This window comes from Eubacterium sp. An3 (assembly GCF_002159465.1).
Lineage (GTDB): Bacteria > Bacillota > Clostridia > Lachnospirales > Lachnospiraceae > Anaerobutyricum > Anaerobutyricum stercoris.
Genome location: NZ_NFIR01000012.1, coordinates 1 through 15843, shown reverse-complemented (window position 1 = coordinate 15843; position 15843 = coordinate 1). Strand labels below are relative to the sequence as shown.

Genomic DNA, 15843 nt, shown 5'->3' with positions numbered 1-15843 from the left:
ATTACGCATTGATCTTTTCGATCTTAACCTTTGTATATGGCTGTCTGTGACCCTGTTTCTTGTGGTAGCCTGTTTTTCTCTTATACTTGTAAACGATAATCTTTTTCTCTTTACCGTCTTCCAGTACAGAAGCTTCAACAGTTGCACCAGCAACTAAAGGTTCTCCAACCTTTACTTCGTCACCGCCAACCATCAACACCTGGTCAAATGTATAAGCAGAGCCGGCCTCAACGCCCAGTTTCTCAACTCTGATCACGTCGCCTTCGCTTACTTTATACTGTTTACCACCTGTTGCAATAATAGCGTACATATGGCACCTCCTAAAACATTACTCGCCAGTTTTGGTGTCCAAACGGAACTTTCAACCTAACTGTGCGGCATACATTTGCCATGTTAGCATACGGCACAATGAAAGTCAAGAAAAAAATCAGCCGATCAGGACATTTTTTCCTGCAAACCACTGACCACCATACATTCTTTTTCATAAAATGCTATTCCATATGTTATGATTCTCTCCATGCCTTTCCGCCTAAGGCCAACGGCATATTTTTTCTCTCTGATCTGCTGTAATGCTTTTGCACAGGCTTTTTCCAGGTTTCCATCATGGGCATATTTTAGCTCAATTACGATGCCGATATGTTCCGGCGTATAGATGGATATATCACTGTATCCCTCTCCCGTCTCGGCATTGGATTTAATCAACCAGTTTTCCTGGCTCCGCAGAAGCCCCAGAATCATACCATGATAAAAGTTTTCTTTTCTGTCCATCCGGACGGCTGTGTCCCGGATGCTGATGGAATCCCACAGGTAATCATGGAGCATATTCTGAATCATATCAACTTCTCCTGCAGGAAATGCTCTGCAGAATCGATGAATCTTTGCAGAATCTGAGAGAGTTTTTTCCTGAAACCATTCCTTCACCAGATCAGTGAATAATTCGTGAACCTCTCTGTTAGGAATTATCAGTTTCAGCTGTTTTCCGGGAAGGCGGCCACACTGCGTCAGATAACCGGTAGAGTAAAGGACACTCCAGATATTATCGACGGAACTGTCGATATCTCTGTATGTCAGCTCCTGGCGGACAGATTTTACAATATATTTATTGTTTAACAGCTGCTCTACCTCATTTTTTGTGGTCTGATCTGCCTTTTTGAGCAAACGTCGCACGATATCATTTCCACTGGTATTCGCCCAGTAATTTTCCGGTTCCGCATCTTCATCAGATAACAGGGTATCACAATAATTGATTACGTCCCACGGGCAATATACATTTATTTTTCCAAAAAGATACCCATCGTACCAGTCTTTCATTATGTCTTTATAAGACGACAGATCATAGAAGTCCAGCAAATCTGACACATCCGCATCGGTAAATCCAAAATACTCATCATATCTGCTGTCTGAAACTGTGTGTACCTTAAGATTATTCAATCCTGTGAAAATACTTTCCTTCGAAATCCGCAGACACCCTGTAAGAACAGCGAAAAAGAGCGCGTCGTTTGTTTTGAGTACATTTCCAAGCATGTTTCGGATCAGGCTGACCATTCTGTCATAATATCCGGCCTGGAATGCCTTATCCAGAGGAACGTCATATTCATCAATCAAAAGAATTATTTTTCGGTCATAATGTTTTGAAAGAAGCTGAGAAAGTGTCAGCAGGCCGTCTACCAGTAATTCATCGTTCATGGCAAATACTCCCTGATCCACGCGAATCAATGCTTCATATCTTTCCCGTTCATTTTCAGACAATCTCACACTTTCCCGTAAAAACTGAAATCTTGAGGCTTCTTTGCCGACGATATTCCGCAGCGCCGCGGACGCCGCCTCAAAACTCAGCCCGTCCACGCTTTTCAGACTGACAGATATCACCGGAAACTGTCCCATATATTCCTCAATCAATTCTTTTTCCTGAGAAATTTTCAGTCCATCGAACAATTCTTGTCTGCCGCCAATTTCAAAAAAACATTTCAGCATGCTCAGGTTGAGAGTCTTTCCAAAGCGCCTTGGCCTGGTGAACAGATTCACTTCCCCCCAATTCTGCAGCAACTCCGCAATGAACATTGTCTTATCAACATAATAAAAATTATTTGTCCTTATTTTTTCAAATCCATCAATCCCGATGGGAAGTTTTTTCCTCATCTCCCCACGCCCCTTTCTCCGGCAAAGGCTGTGTTTAACCAAACCGCCGCGTCAACTTTCAAACAAACCAAATATCATTTTTTTCACTTTATCATGTAGCTTTCAGCTAGTCAATCCCCGCCCCGGGAATACTTTTACCACAATGATATAAATAAGGTGCATTAACACGAATTCCTCGCATCCCGCATCTGCTCATGAAGAGGTTTCCTTCCTTTGCTGCGGATCATTTCCACCAGACCGAGGGCTGTTATGTCAATAACTTGGCAGTTTACCCGGTCTTTTTTACATTCTTCCGCCAGAAAGGCCAGGAGTTCCTGCCTCTGTTCTTTTTTCTCCATATTGATGAAATCAATGAGGATGATGCCGGACAGGTTTCGGAGGCGCAGCTGTCTGGCAATTTCCACGGCCGCCTCCCGGTTCATCTCATAAAAAATCTTGTCGGCGTGTTTTTTCTTTTTGGTGACGCTGCCGCTGTTGACATCAATGACCACCATGGCTTCCGTGGGCTCGATGACCAGACTGCCGCCGGAAGGCAGCCAGACGGTTTTTTGAAGGGCGGTTTCATAAAAATGGTCAAGACGGTACAGCTTCTCCAGAGGGTATGCGTCAGTATAAAGCGTGATCCGGCAGATACCGTTTGACGATTTCTGCTGACATGCCGCCGGATTTTTACTATGGGATGGCAATGGCGCACTGCCGCCAGAAAATTCGTAACATCCATCGCCGTAATATTGCCGCAGCTCCTCGTATATTTCCGGACTGTCCGTGACAATCTCATTAAGCTCTGCTGCCGGCAGCTCTTTTCCCAGTGTGATATAACACGGCGGCTCCCGGTACAAAAGACTCCTTGCTTCCGAGAACGCAGCCTTTTTCATCAGCGCCTGGTATCGGGCTGTCAGCTCTGTGAGTTCTTTATTGAGTTCTTCTTCCGCAACGTCCTCGGCGTTGGTGCGGACCACAATGCCATATTCATCCTTTATATAAGTATCGGCAACGGCAGAGAGTCGTTTCCTCTCTCTGCTGTTCCGGATTTTTTTTGATACGCCGGAACGCTTGTCGCCCAACGTCAGGACGAAATATTTTCCGGTGAGGCTTACGTTGCCATCCGCCACCGGAAGCTTTGTCTTCACAGCGTCTTTGGTGATCTGCACCAGGATAATATCGCCGCCATACAGCCTGTCCTCATGGCCCGGCGACAGCTTCACCGGCTGCTGTCCGCTTTTCGGCAGACGATAGTAACATTTGCCGTTCTGTCCGATTTCCAGAAAGGCTCCGTCTATGCCATCGGCCACCCGTTCCACCCGGGCAGCATAAATATTTCCCACAAGACTCTCCTGCTCTTTTTGCTCACAGTAGAGCTCCACGGGAATACCGTCCCTGAAATACCCGTAGCGGATGACACCGGAGGTTTCGGTGATAATCAGTTTATTGTTCATTTGGTTCCCCCGTTCCTTTCTTTTTTCTTCAATGGCTGCGTGAAAGCAATTTCGATGATTATATCACTTTTTAGAGAGATATTTTAGAGTTTTTTATTTTTTCACGGATGATTTGTAGTATAATGAAACTGTTATTACAGAAAGAAATATATATTTTTATAATCGAACAATGATAAAAATATATTATATTATTATTGCCTCTTTTCAGGCAATACCCGGGCTGGCGGAGAAAGGAGTTACTATGAACGAAGATATGCCAGTATTCAAAAGTTTTTTAAGAGAATCTTTGGAAAATCAAAAAGAGATTGAGGATAATTAAACTATCTCTAAAGCTAAGGCCGGGAAAGTCGAGCCTGTCGTCAACTTTCCCGTGCATTTGCTATAATAAGAATCTCTAAACAAGGAGCTGATTTATACTTGTCCCTGATATTCATTCAGAAGGTTTTCAATCTTCAGATTCAGATTCTCCGGCATGACATGTCCCGCCTCCTGCGGCAGCTTAAGCCATAAACGAAGCGGATGACTGCGTCGGCTTCCGGTTTCTCTGTTTGGGGAACTTCCGTTCGTTCCAGCAGTCCCGGCGGATTCCACTCTCACCATCACACCCCTCTGTTCCAGCAGCGGCACCACAATATAATACATGCGGTCATCATGGAAGGACAGATAGCCCAGTTCATGTCCCCCGCGATTTTTCAGATAAAGCCTGTGTTTCCGGATGCCGGCAGGATAAAGCAGGTCGCCGGGCTTAAGTGAAAAAGAATGCCGGACAGGAGCCTTTGTAACAAAATGTAAATCCAGGGGCGTCCCGCTTTTTTGCGCGCCATAGTCCCCGCCGGTCTCCAGCATGGCCGCAACCCGGAATATGGTGCTGCCATCTTCTGCCGTGATTTTCTCCTTTGCCAGTTCATGAAGCAGCGCTGTGCTATGAATAAACTGCTGCGCCAGCAGATACGTAAGTTCCGCCTGGATATCAAGGCGGGATGCGGCAGGCGCCCGCCGATGGAGTCTGTCATCAATCTCATCCAGAAGCTGTTTCCCGCACAGGTAAATACTCCGAAGAAACAACGGAAAATCTTCTTCGGTTTTCCAGAGGTACTTTCCTCTGGCTATGGGGAAATGTCCGATGATGCTTCCATCAAAGTCCTCGGCATAATGAAAGATATCCCGCTCCATGTAGGCCTGCGGATTGACGGGAGCGTCCCAAACCGCTGCACGGTTCTTCCGGGAACCATCTGCCGGTTCAGAGGAAGCGTCGGAAGAAAACTCATCGGAACGACCGCTGCTCGTGGACTGCGCTTCCTCTCTTTCCCGCCGCAGGACAGAATAAGCAATATTAATTTCTCTGGCGCTGTAAGCGTAGCGCTTCCGCACGGACACATGTACGTCCGGGTGCACCTGTGTCATCAGATGCCGGTATCTCTTTTTGATATCCTGTAAGGACGCATCGGCGGCAACGCCAAGGATACGGCAGGCTTCTTTCTTCGTCATCGGGAGACATTCCTTTCTTTATGATGCAAGCACGGCGGCCGTCCTCCGGGCTTATCACACAAAATCCGGGCAGACATATGTTTATCTGCCCGGATTCTTCTATATCTTTTGCTTACTGAATCTGAATCAATTATTCCTGTTTCTGACAGTCGAATCAGATTAGATATCCAATAAATCGCTGTAAACCTTCAGCGCACCGTCTGTGTCGTGAGCCAGTACACGTTTTGCCAGTACTTTTCCTAACTGTACGCCTTCCTGATCAAAGCTGTTTAAGTTCCATACAAATCCCTGGAACATAATCTTGTTCTCGAAATGCGCAAGCAGTGCGCCAAGGGAAGCCGGTGTCAGCTGTTCACCGATGATAATGCTGGATGGACGTCCGCCCTTGAATGCCTTATTGCTGTTCTCGTCGTCTTTACCGCAGGCAAAGGCCACGATCTGTGCAGCTACGTTCGCACATAACTTCTGCTGGCTGGTGGTGCCTTCGATCACAACATCTGTACCGATCTGACTCTGTTTAAATCCAACAAACTGAAGTGGAGTAATGTCTGTGCCCTGATGCAGAAGCTGATAGAAGGAATGCTGTCCGTTGGTTCCCGGCTCACCGAAAATAATCGGTCCGGTCGGATAGCTGACATATTCACCGAAACGGTTTACAGACTTACCGTTGGACTCCATATCCATCTGCTGTAAATGTGCAGGGAAACGGCTTAATGCCTGGGAGTACGGAAGAACGGCTGTGGCAGGATAGCCCTGTACATTCCGCTCGTAAATACCGATCAGGGCGTCCAGCATATCCGGGTTCTGTAATAAGTTTCTGTTCGTGGCAAGTTTATCCTCATCAGCAGCTCCGTTTAAGATCTCAGCGAATACTTCCGGGCCGAATGCCAGGGAAAGGACAACGCCGCCCACTGCTGAACTGGAGGAGAAACGTCCGCCAATATAATCATCCATAAAGAAGGCATCAAGATAATCATCTCCCTGTGCCAGCGGAGAAGTCTCGCTTGTCACGGCAAGCATATGGTTAGATGGATTCAGTCCTGCCTTCACTAAAGCGTCCTTTACGAAAGCTTCGTTGGTCAATGTTTCCAGTGTTGTTCCGGACTTAGAAACAACGATAAATAATGAACGGGATACATCGATAGAATTTAATACTGCAGCCGCATCATCCGGATCTACATTGCTGATGAACTTCGCTTCCATCTTCAATGTGTTATTCGTTTTTGCCCAGTTCTCAAGAGCCAGATATAATGCGCGAGGACCCAGGTCACTGCCGCCGATACCGATCTGAACGACTGTGGTAAATGTTTCCCCTGCTGCATTTGTAATCTCACCGGCGTGTACCTTGTTGGCAAAATCAGCAGCTTTTGCCTGTACGCCTGTGTAAAAATCACGTTTATTAACTCCGTTATCAATGACGTCTTTGCCAAGCTGTCTCCGCGCCAGATGATGAAGAACTTTACGATTCTCGCCGGTATTGATGACAGCACCGTTATAAAGTTCTTCGAACTTGTCCACAAGCTGCGCTTCCTCTGCCAGAGCCGCCAGCTGCTCAAGGATGGCGTCATCCACTTCTTTTGCAGCGTAATTGTAAGACATACCTGCAGCCATAGGAGTTGTGTAACGTTTTACACGCTCTGCTCCTTCTTCGCCTGACATTGCTTCAATAATGTTTACACGATCCTTCATCGTGCTGAGCTTCTGGTAAGATGCCAGAGTGTCCATGTTGTTCCATGTAACCATAAGTAATCCTCCTTTATGTTCTTTGCTGCGAGTCTTCTTTTAAAAAATGTACAATTGTTTTATAAAAAGAACCTCCACACCAAAACGGTTTGTAATTATTATACTAAAAATATTATCCGATTTCAACGTGTGAACCCCTGCAAAATGTAAAATTAAAGAAAAAAATGCATGGAATGTAGTATGATGAAAATTATTTTACTTAATATGGAATTCTGAAATAATCCAAATACGCTTTATATCGGTCCTGTGCGGTCAGACAGGTATCTGTCAGATATCCTTTTTCATTGTCCCACTCCTTCAATCCTCTATAGTAAAACATCTTCAGGTTATCCTCAATAATGAATGGAACAATATTATATTTCAAACATTCCTTGAACATAACCAGCCTGCCCACACGACCGTTACCGTCCTGAAACGGATGGATTCTCTCAAACTTTACATGGAAATCAAGAATATCTTCAAAGGTCTTTTCTTCTTTTGCGTTATACGTTGTCAGTAATGCTTTCATCTCACCGGCAACTTCTTCGGGCAGAGCAGTATCCATGCCGCCCACCTCATTAGGCAATTTCTTATAATCCCCCACTGCAAACCAGTCTTTTCTGGAATCGCTGGTTCCGCTTTTCAAATTCAGATGAAGCTCCTTAATAAACCTCTCGGTCAAAGCATTTTTTGCATGGTCGATAATCATATCAATACATCGAAAATGATTTACGGTTTCAATCACATCGTCTACGTTGAGAACTTCATTCTCTACGCCGATGGTATTGGTTTCAAAAATATATCTGGTCTGATCATGGGTCAGACGACTGCCTTCGATATGGTTGGAGTTGTACGTCAAATCAATCTGCGTCTTATGATAAATACCGCCGGAATATTTACTTGCTTTTTGTTCCTGTAAGATATTCAGTAGTGTGGGTGGGTGTTCTTTCTTTTTATTGGAACGCTCTGGTTTTTCAGCATTCTCCGGAATATTCCAGGTCTTTCCGGTAAGAAAAGCACCCTGCACACGCCCGTGAGCACAATAGTTTCTCACACTGCGCTCCGATATATTCCATTTTTTTGCTATTTCAGCAACTGAAAGGTATTGCATCTGACTTCCTCCGTTATCAATCGAATCCAATACTATACGAATTTACAGTATAGTATATCACATTATCGGCAATAAATACAGAAAATCCCTGCATCACTTGATATATTTTTGCTGTTTTCGGAAATTTCAATTACCAAAAATTTTACAAATATTGCCGTGGCAGATAAAATCTCCAGATTGACATACATTCCCTCATTTAGTACAATAAACAGCAGTGTTTTGCCGTCTGCCATCCGGATCACAGGAGCCGGGCGGGTGAAATCTGCAAATATACTGTCCTGTTTACATTTGCTGTGGCGAAGGTATGGGACAGAGAAACATAATCCCTATTGCATAAGGAAAAGGTGTTGATTCAGTGAATAATTTAGCGTTAATTGATGAAATATTACTAAAAATCGAAAAGCCTGTCCGCTACATCGGACATGAGGTGAATAGTGTGATCAAAGACCCGGAAAAGGTGGATATACGGTTTGCCATGGCATTCCCGGACGTCTACGAGATTGGCATGTCCCATCTGGGTATGAAGATCATCTACGAGCAGATGAACCGCCGGGACGATGTCTGGTGCGAGCGAGTTTTCTCTCCGTGGGTGGATCTTGACAAGGTCATGCGGGAGGAAAAGATTCCTCTTTTTGCTCTGGAAAGCCAGGATCCGGTGTTCATGTTTGACTTTCTGGCCATTACCATCCAGTATGAAATGTGTTACACAAACATTTTGCAGCTCCTTGATCTGGCGCAGATCGGCATTTACGCCAAAGACCGCCGGGAGGATGCGCCGTTTGTCATCGGCGGCGGCCCGTGTACGTATAACCCGGAACCGCTGGCGCCGTTCTTCGATATGTTCTATATCGGAGAGAGCGAGACGGTCTATTATGATCTCATGGACATTTACAAAGAACATAAGGCACAGGGCGGCAGCCGTCAGGAGTTCCTGAAAAAGGCAGCGCAGGTGCCGGGCATCTATGTTCCTTCCTTATATAATGTGACTTATCATGAGGACGGAACTATTGCCTCCATGGAACCAAACTGCCCGGAGGCGCCGAAGACCGTGCTTCGTCAGGTGCAGATGGATCTTGATAATACATTTTATCCGGAAAAACCGCTGGTGCCGTATATCAAAGTGACCCAGGACCGCTGCGTGCTGGAGATTCAGAGAGGCTGTACCAGAGGCTGCCGCTTCTGCCAGGCGGGCATGGTATACCGGCCTCTCCGGGAGAGAAGTCTCTCCATGCTGGAGCGGGTGGCAGAAAATTCTTTAAAGGCAACGGGAAATGATGAGATATCCTTAAGTTCCTTAAGCTCCAGCGATTATCGTCATCTGCCGGAACTGTGTAATTATCTCATTGATAATTTCCGAAGCAAGAACATCAACATCGCTCTGCCGTCCCTGCGTATCGACGCATTTTCTCTGGACGTGATGAGCAAGGTGCAGGATGTGCGCAAGAGCAGTCTCACCTTTGCGCCGGAGGCGGGAACCCAGCGGATGCGTGATGTGATCAACAAAGGACTGACGGAAGAAGTGATTCTCCACGGCGCCGAGGAGGCATTCAAGGGCGGTTGGAACAAAGTAAAGCTCTACTTTATGATGGGCCTTCCGACCGAGACCGAGGAGGACATGAAGGGCATCGCCCATCTCTGCGAGAAAGTGGCCATGCATTATTACAAACTGGATTCCCAGTACAGAAACGGCCGGGTATCGGTGGGAGCCAGCTGCTCTTTCTTCGTGCCAAAGCCGTTCACGCCTTTCCAGTGGGCATCCATGTGCGAGGAGGAGGAATACACCAGACGGGCGCATCTGGTCAACGACGAGTTCAAGGCGCAGCATAACCGCCGCAGCCTGTCCTTCAAGTACCACGATGCCAAGACCACAGTGCTGGAGGGTATCCTTGCCCGGGGCGACCGCCGTATCGCCGATGTGATTTATTCCGCTTATAAGAAGGGCTGTCTGTACGACGCCTGGACAGAATATTTCCACTATGACCGCTGGATGGAAGCCATGGAAGAAAACGGACTGGATTATCATTTTTATACTACGAGAGAAAGAAGTCTCGATGAGATCTTCCCTTGGGATTTCATCGAAATCGGCGTGACCAAGGAATTTTTAAAGAGAGAATGGAAGAACGCCATGGAAGAAAAAGTAACGCCGAACTGCCGGGAAAAATGTTCCGGCTGCGGCGCAAGTCGTTTTGGAGGAGGTGTCTGTCGTGAAGGCAAGAATCAAATGGAGTAAAACCGGCGTCCTGAAGTTTATCGGACATCTGGACGTACAGCGATATTTTCATAAGGCCATGATGCGGGCGGAGCTGCCGGTCTCCTTCTCCAAGGGCATGAGCCCTCACCAGATCATGAGCTTTGCCGCTCCTTTGGGCATCGGCATGACCAGTGAGGGAGAATACGTGGACGTGTCTTTTGACTGGTGCTATTCCAGTCAGGAGATGCTCGACCGCATGAACGCTGTCATGAACGAAGGCATCTCTGTTCTGGAGTTCAAACAGATTGACGAAAAAGAGAAAAATTGCATGGCGGTGACTGCTGCCGCCGATTATCTGGTGGATTTCCGGAAAGGTTATTATTACACCGACGCATTTTTAAAACGGACGGAGCCGTTCTATTTCCAGGAACAAATCCCGATTCTCAAGAAAACCAAGCGCAGCGAAAAGGAAGTGGACATTTCCCCGATGATCCTTGCCATCCGGGAACAGGACGAGCAGATCTTTATGCGCCTTGTGACCGGCAGCGCGGAGAATCTCAAACCGCAGCTTGTGATGGAAGCGTTCTGCAATTATCTGGGCTACGATTACGATCCGTTCGCGTTCCAGTATCACCGTCTGGAGACCTATCTAAAAAAGGATGGGGAGCTGCTTCCGCTGGGAGCCGTGGGAAGAGATGTGCCGGCGGCCATCCTGCCGGACGATGTGGAAAGAAATGTGTAGGTGACATATTGACAGCGCGGCAAAATATCACTCTTGCTATTTGTCGCCGCAAAATGAAAATCTGCAAAAAATCAGGGAGAACGGAAAATCAATCCGCTCTCCTTTTTTTATAAACACGGTTTATGTATTCAAAATCTTACGCGGCACAACACGTTGCCAACCCGGCGTGTCAATGTTTTATATAACGCCGTTCCTACAGATTATATTCCTCAATCTGACAATTTTCTTTATAGTAATGGAAAAATTCATCGTTGGTCATATCGGTAAAGTAAGTACGGATGATCCGGCAGACGCCGCCGTGGCAGACAGCCAGCACATTTTTATCCGGGTAATTCTTTTTCACATCTTCAATGAATCCATAGACCCGGTACGCCATCTGCATCATGGATTCTCCGCCCTCCGGATACCGATAGGCAAACTGGCGCTTGTTGGCAAGGAAGCCTTCATCTTTCCGATCCTTTCCTTCATAAATGCCGTAGTGCTGCTCAATGAGACGCTCGTCAATCTGAAGAGGGATATGGTATCTGTTTGCTACCGTCCGTGCTGTCTCAAAAGCCCTCTGCAGGGGTGAACTTATTATCAGGTCGATATGATAGTCTTTTACCCGTTCAGCCAATTCTTCTGCCTGCGCACGTCCTCTTTCCGTCAGTTCCACATCCGTTCTTCCACAAATTTTGTTATATACATTCCAAACCGCCTCACCGTGTCGGGTCACATAAAACTTCATAATACACTTTCGGCACAAAACTTCGTGCCGTTCCTCCTTCTCAGTTTATTTACTCGTGCAGTTGACCGCGTTAATTGTTTAATTACCAATCTAACCAAAAGCGATTGATAAAAATCTATACATACGCAGCAAAATATGAGTCTATCTTCTCTTTATTGAGATTCTCTCCGATGACAATGAGCACTTCCTGCCCTTTTGCGATGGGTTCGAGACGGATATTTTTGCGGGTAGCGTTGATCTCCAGCCAGCCCGGCGATGCATCTTCGGGCTGAGCAGAGAATTCTTCCGATAAATCCTGATCTGCACCGGATTTCCATTTTAAAAACCCTTTTATGCGGAAAATATTTCCGCAGGACGGATCTTCCATAACCTGCCGGATGAGCGTTTCCAGACCGTTCTCCGGCGAAGGAAGGTGTATGCCAAGGTAATACTGAGTGGAATAGGCGTTTTCCTCTTCCAGCGGTTTTTTTACATAAGAGGCGTGGACATAGCCGCCGCTGGTGATTTTCTCCCAGTCGCTGTCAGTCAGACTGTCCCAGTCTTTGCAGATGATCTCATCCTGAAATCTCCGTTCGCAGTGCACCTCCTCCATGGCACAGTTCATGTGGCGGATGGTGCGGTTGATCTCTTCCTCGCTGCATTGGTCAGTCTTGCTGAGAAGAATCGTACCTGCCCCCGCGATCTGTGAGGCCAGCAGAAACTCCGATTGCTCTGACAGCTTATCTTCCAGGCCGCCGTCCACGATGGCGATCACATTTCCTGTCTCATACCAGCGGTTCAGAGGCTCCTCGTAGAGGACGTCGTAGAATTCATCCACATCGAAGATGCCGGACGGTTCAATGAGCACCCGGTCATAGCCGCTCATTCCCATGGCGATGAGCTTGGTCTTAAACCGTCTTCGGTGACAGTCGGCGTCGCAGGCGCCCGCCACCATGGACAGGTCGCATTGATCTCCCTGCAGTTCCTGCAGAAGCATCATGTCCACATTGACGGCGCCGTAGTCATTTTCCAGGATTCCGATCGTAAGGCCCTGATCCATAAGATACTTTGCGTATTTTTTGATAAATGTGGTCTTACCGGCTCCCAGAAAACCGGTAATCAAATCTACTTTAATCATGTCTATATCCGTGCCGCGCCGCTCTCAATGGCCGCTTTTCTCGTGGCTTCAGCCACAGCGTCTTTTACCCGGGAATCAAAAGCTGCCGGAAGAATATAATCCGGGTTCAGCTCCTCGTCGCTGACAAGGCCGGCGATGGCGTAAGCGGCCGCAATCTTCATCTCATCGTTAATATCTGCTGCATGGACGTCCAGGGCGCCGCGGAAAATGCCCGGGAAGCAGAGCACGTTATTAACCTGATTCGGAAAATCGGAACGTCCGGTGGATACCACGGCTGCTCCCGCTTCTTTCGCCTCATCCGGATAGATTTCCGGCACCGGATTGGCGCAGGCAAAAATCACAGGATCCTTAGCCATAGAGCGAACCATATCCTTTGTCAGAGTTCCCGGAGCAGAAACGCCGATGAAAACATCGGCTCCCTTAATGACGTCGGCAAGACTTCCTTTTTCATGAGACTGATTGGTTATCTTCGCCATCTCCTCTTTTACGGCATTCAGATTATCTCTTCCTTCATAGATAGCGCCGTGACGATCTGTCATAATAACATTTTTAAGACCCATGGAAATAAGCAGCTTGATGATGGCGATACCGGCAGCCCCCGCGCCGGATGTAACGATTTTTACATCGGCCAGCTTCTTGCCAACGATTTTCAGCGCATTGATAAGACCTGCCATAGTGATAACGGCAGTACCGTGCTGATCATCATGGAAAATCGGGATGTCGCAGCACTCTTTCAGTTTCCTCTCGATCTCAAAGCAGCGAGGCGCGGAAATATCTTCCAGATTCACGCCGCCGAAACTGCCGGCCAGCAGACGGACAGTATTAACAATCTCGTCCACATCATGGCTTCTGATGCAGAGCGGAATGGCGTCCACATCGCCAAACTCCTTAAATAACACACATTTGCCTTCCATCACCGGCATTCCGGCCTCAGGTCCGATATCTCCAAGACCCAATACCGCAGAACCGTCTGTGACAACGGCGACAGTGTTCCAGCGTCTGGTCAGTTCAAAACTTTTATTTACATCTTTCTGAATCTCCAGGCAAGGAGCAGCAACACCCGGGGTGTAAGCGAGACTTAACGCCTCACTGGAATCCACCTTTGCACGGGACACCACTTCAATCTTACCTTTCAGATCATAATGCATTTTTAATGATTCTTTTGCATAATCCATGGATATCAATCCTCCTAAATCAAAATACTCGGCGGGCAGCTTTCTCTGCCCGCATCCCCATATACAATACAGCAAAACGGCGAGAAAATCCAGAAGTCTTTTTATCTTTTGGCCAATTAAAATTATTTCTTACAGCGTTTTATATAGCAGGAGGGTTCTTCTATACAGGTTTTTATGTTAATTGATGGATATTCATAATATTCCTATATAATTAATAGAAATTTCAAAAAAACTTTGAAATTCCGCCTCTTTTTTGTTATCATATTTTTGTGTGAATTATCAGGAGGGGATTATTTTGTCAGATTCCAATATCACCAAACGTGCACTTGCACAGTCTCTGAAAGAACTCATGGAGGTACAGCCCATCGAAAAGATCAGCGTGGGAAGTATCTGCAGTCAGTGCGGATTAAACCGCAAAAGTTTTTATTACCATTTCAAAGATAAATATGAATTAATCAACTGGATCTATTATACAGAATTTGTAGAGAAAGCGATTGAAAAGCAGTTTGACACTTCCTGGAATCTTTTTGAAGAAATGTGCAGCTATTTTTATGAAAATCGTGACTTCTATAATAAAACCTTTCGGGTAGAAGGGCAGAATTCTTTTTCAGAATATTTCTTTTCGCTGATTTTTTCCATTATGTCTGCACATCTGGCCGATATTTTTAAGGACGAACCATCTGTGGACCCCTATGCGGAATTCTACACAGATGCGCTGGTCTGCGCCATCAAAAAATGGCTTTCCAAAAAGGACGCCATGCTCCCTGATGAATTCTGCCGTTTTGTCAGGATTGCCGTCATGCGGGCTTCCCGTGAAGTCACTGAAAATCCGGAATTTACGCTATAGTACATACGGTACCATTATCTTCTTCCCGGGACGGCAGCCTTAAGGATCTCTTCCACACTGGAGTGAAAAATGTTTTGCATGTTTATCTTCTCGATACCATTTCGATTATGTACCCGTACGCTGCCATCTGCATTAAATCCGACATCGCAGCTTTCTTCCGAAATAATTTCATTGATTTTCCAGGAATCCTGCAATAAATCCATGGCGATAACTGCATCTTTCTGTCCATTACGCACGGAAAGAATGTATTCATAGACCCGGTTGCAAGTTTCCGGACAGCACGACGGAAACGGCGCCAGCAAGACAAAATATGGATGCAGCGCCATCATTTCATGCAGCCACCGACCGCTGACGATGGACTCTTCATTTTCTTCTGAATAGTAAGAATAAATAGCGTACAGCAGATGCTCTTCTCTCAGCCTGGGACATAGATCTGCCGCTTTTTCGCTGTCTTTCACACATATCATCGTATTCCTGATCTTACGTATATCCGTCAGAAAATACTGCGGTAATTCCGTGTTTTCCAAAAACAGGACAAAAGCACAATCCTGATTCTCTTCAAGAAGCGGCAGCAGCATTCCAAGCTGCCCTTCTTCTGTTTTCAATAGATAAACAAAAATGCCAAGCGCTTTTCCCTGACTGATAATACTCCTGTATACAGAACAGTCTTCTTCCATTTTTTCTTTATCCAGTGCAAGAGAAAGAGACCATGGAACATGAAAATGTCTGTTCTTTTTTATCTCACGAATCTTTTTTGCTCCTCTTGTACAGCCATTATAACCAAGATTCATTCCAAAAGTAGAGATAATCTTTTTATCCACATGATCGCTCACGTCGGTAATCAAGTCATAGTAAGCACTGTTCTGATTCTGCAGAAATTCCTGCGCAGAAGAAAGAAAGAGCTTTTGAAAACGGCCTTTTGAAAAATTTACCCCCATGTCAATGAGATTCCTTGCAGTCCTGCGGGGAGACACAGTAATATCTTTCAATGTTTTATTAATTACAGATTCAATTAATATTCTGCTGATATGGTCCTATGTCAAGAAAAAGTACAAATTAAATATGCCCTTTTAATGTTGAGTTACCCTGCTAAAGCTTCAGCTCTTTCATCTAATGCTGCATAGTATTCTTTTTCATACTGATCTGGC

The 15843-nt window shown here is 46.1% G+C and carries 13 protein-coding genes; 3 read left to right on the top strand and 10 right to left on the bottom strand.

All coding sequences use genetic code 11. The features are described from left to right. Position 1: 1 nt before the first annotated feature. The 6 genes from rplU to B5F87_RS10930 all read right to left on the bottom strand — a co-directional run bounded on the left by rplU (position 2) and on the right by B5F87_RS10930 (position 7896). A complete protein-coding gene (gene rplU / locus B5F87_RS10955) occupies positions 2 to 310 on the bottom strand; it encodes a 50S ribosomal protein L21 (protein ID WP_087280964.1) in 309 nt (102 codons plus the stop codon). A gap of 125 nt (positions 311 to 435) precedes the next feature. After that, positions 436 to 2139: an AAA family ATPase gene (locus B5F87_RS10950; RefSeq protein WP_087280963.1), complete on the bottom strand. Its 1704-nt coding sequence runs from the start codon at positions 2137 to 2139 to the stop codon at positions 436 to 438. Between the two features lie 161 nt (positions 2140 to 2300). Further along, entirely contained in the window at positions 2301 to 3575 is a 1275-nt protein-coding gene (locus B5F87_RS10945; protein WP_087280961.1) for a ribonuclease E/G, read from the bottom strand. Positions 3576 to 3986: 411 nt separating this feature from the next. Next, on the bottom strand, positions 3987 to 5063 hold the full coding sequence (locus tag B5F87_RS10940) for a DnaJ domain-containing protein (RefSeq protein WP_087280959.1): 1077 nt from the start codon (positions 5061 to 5063) through the stop codon (positions 3987 to 3989). Between the two features lie 159 nt (positions 5064 to 5222). Then, positions 5223 to 6806 carry a glucose-6-phosphate isomerase gene (locus B5F87_RS10935; RefSeq protein WP_087280957.1) on the bottom strand — a complete coding sequence of 528 codons (1584 nt, stop codon included), beginning with the start codon at positions 6804 to 6806 and terminating at the stop codon, positions 5223 to 5225. 199 nt (positions 6807 to 7005) lie between these two features. Then, positions 7006 to 7896, bottom strand: a complete 891-nt coding sequence (locus B5F87_RS10930) for a Fic family protein (protein ID WP_087280955.1) — start codon at positions 7894 to 7896, stop codon at positions 7006 to 7008. 355 nt (positions 7897 to 8251) lie between these two features. Here B5F87_RS10930 and B5F87_RS10920 point away from each other — a divergent pair, with 355 nt between their 5' ends. Continuing rightward, the gene (locus B5F87_RS10920) at positions 8252 to 10126 is read left to right on the top strand and encodes a TIGR03960 family B12-binding radical SAM protein (RefSeq protein WP_087280951.1); all 1875 of its coding nucleotides are present in this window, start codon (positions 8252 to 8254) and stop codon (positions 10124 to 10126) included. Then, positions 10101 to 10829, top strand: a complete 729-nt coding sequence (locus tag B5F87_RS10915; RefSeq protein WP_087280949.1) for a TIGR03936 family radical SAM-associated protein — start codon at positions 10101 to 10103, stop codon at positions 10827 to 10829. Before B5F87_RS10920 ends, B5F87_RS10915 begins: the two co-directional genes overlap by 26 nt. A gap of 193 nt (positions 10830 to 11022) precedes the next feature. Here the strand turns inward: B5F87_RS10915 and B5F87_RS10910 are convergent, their stop codons facing one another. The 3 genes from B5F87_RS10910 to B5F87_RS10900 form a co-directional block, all read right to left on the bottom strand. After that, a complete protein-coding gene (locus B5F87_RS10910) occupies positions 11023 to 11574 on the bottom strand; it encodes a histidine phosphatase family protein (protein WP_242964410.1) in 552 nt (183 codons plus the stop codon). Positions 11575 to 11671: 97 nt separating this feature from the next. Continuing rightward, positions 11672 to 12673: a GTP-binding protein gene (locus tag B5F87_RS10905; protein WP_087280945.1), complete on the bottom strand. Its 1002-nt coding sequence runs from the start codon at positions 12671 to 12673 to the stop codon at positions 11672 to 11674. 2 nt (positions 12674 to 12675) lie between these two features. Further along, on the bottom strand, positions 12676 to 13848 hold the full coding sequence (locus B5F87_RS10900; RefSeq protein WP_087280943.1) for a malic enzyme-like NAD(P)-binding protein: 1173 nt from the start codon (positions 13846 to 13848) through the stop codon (positions 12676 to 12678). Between the two features lie 295 nt (positions 13849 to 14143). Between B5F87_RS10900 and dhaS the strand changes: the two genes are divergently transcribed. Then, positions 14144 to 14695: a dihydroxyacetone kinase transcriptional activator DhaS gene (gene dhaS / locus B5F87_RS10895; RefSeq protein ID WP_087280941.1), complete on the top strand. Its 552-nt coding sequence runs from the start codon at positions 14144 to 14146 to the stop codon at positions 14693 to 14695. 14 nt (positions 14696 to 14709) lie between these two features. On the opposite strand, the gene B5F87_RS10890 is transcribed toward dhaS, so the two are convergent. Further along, on the bottom strand, positions 14710 to 15633 hold the full coding sequence (locus B5F87_RS10890; RefSeq protein ID WP_087280939.1) for a hypothetical protein: 924 nt from the start codon (positions 15631 to 15633) through the stop codon (positions 14710 to 14712). Between the last annotated feature and the right edge of the window lie 210 nt (positions 15634 to 15843).

Excerpts from the sequence above, each read along its gene's own strand:
- B5F87_RS10905 (WP_087280945.1), bottom strand. The coding sequence starts at position 12,673 with ATGATTAAAGTAGATTTGATTACCGGTTTTCTGGGAGCCGGTAAGACC.
- B5F87_RS10950 (WP_087280963.1), bottom strand. The coding sequence starts at position 2,139 with ATGAGGAAAAAACTTCCCATCGGGATTGATGGATTTGAAAAAATAAGG.
- B5F87_RS10930 (WP_087280955.1), bottom strand. The coding sequence starts at position 7,896 with ATGCAATACCTTTCAGTTGCTGAAATAGCAAAAAAATGGAATATATCG.
- B5F87_RS10935 (WP_087280957.1), bottom strand. The coding sequence starts at position 6,806 with ATGGTTACATGGAACAACATGGACACTCTGGCATCTTACCAGAAGCTC.
- B5F87_RS10900 (WP_087280943.1), bottom strand. The coding sequence starts at position 13,848 with ATGGATTATGCAAAAGAATCATTAAAAATGCATTATGATCTGAAAGGT.
- B5F87_RS10890 (WP_087280939.1), bottom strand. The coding sequence starts at position 15,633 with ATGGGGGTAAATTTTTCAAAAGGCCGTTTTCAAAAGCTCTTTCTTTCT.
- B5F87_RS10945 (WP_087280961.1), bottom strand. The coding sequence starts at position 3,575 with ATGAACAATAAACTGATTATCACCGAAACCTCCGGTGTCATCCGCTAC.
- B5F87_RS10940 (WP_087280959.1), bottom strand. The coding sequence starts at position 5,063 with ATGACGAAGAAAGAAGCCTGCCGTATCCTTGGCGTTGCCGCCGATGCG.
- rplU (WP_087280964.1), bottom strand. The coding sequence starts at position 310 with ATGTACGCTATTATTGCAACAGGTGGTAAACAGTATAAAGTAAGCGAA.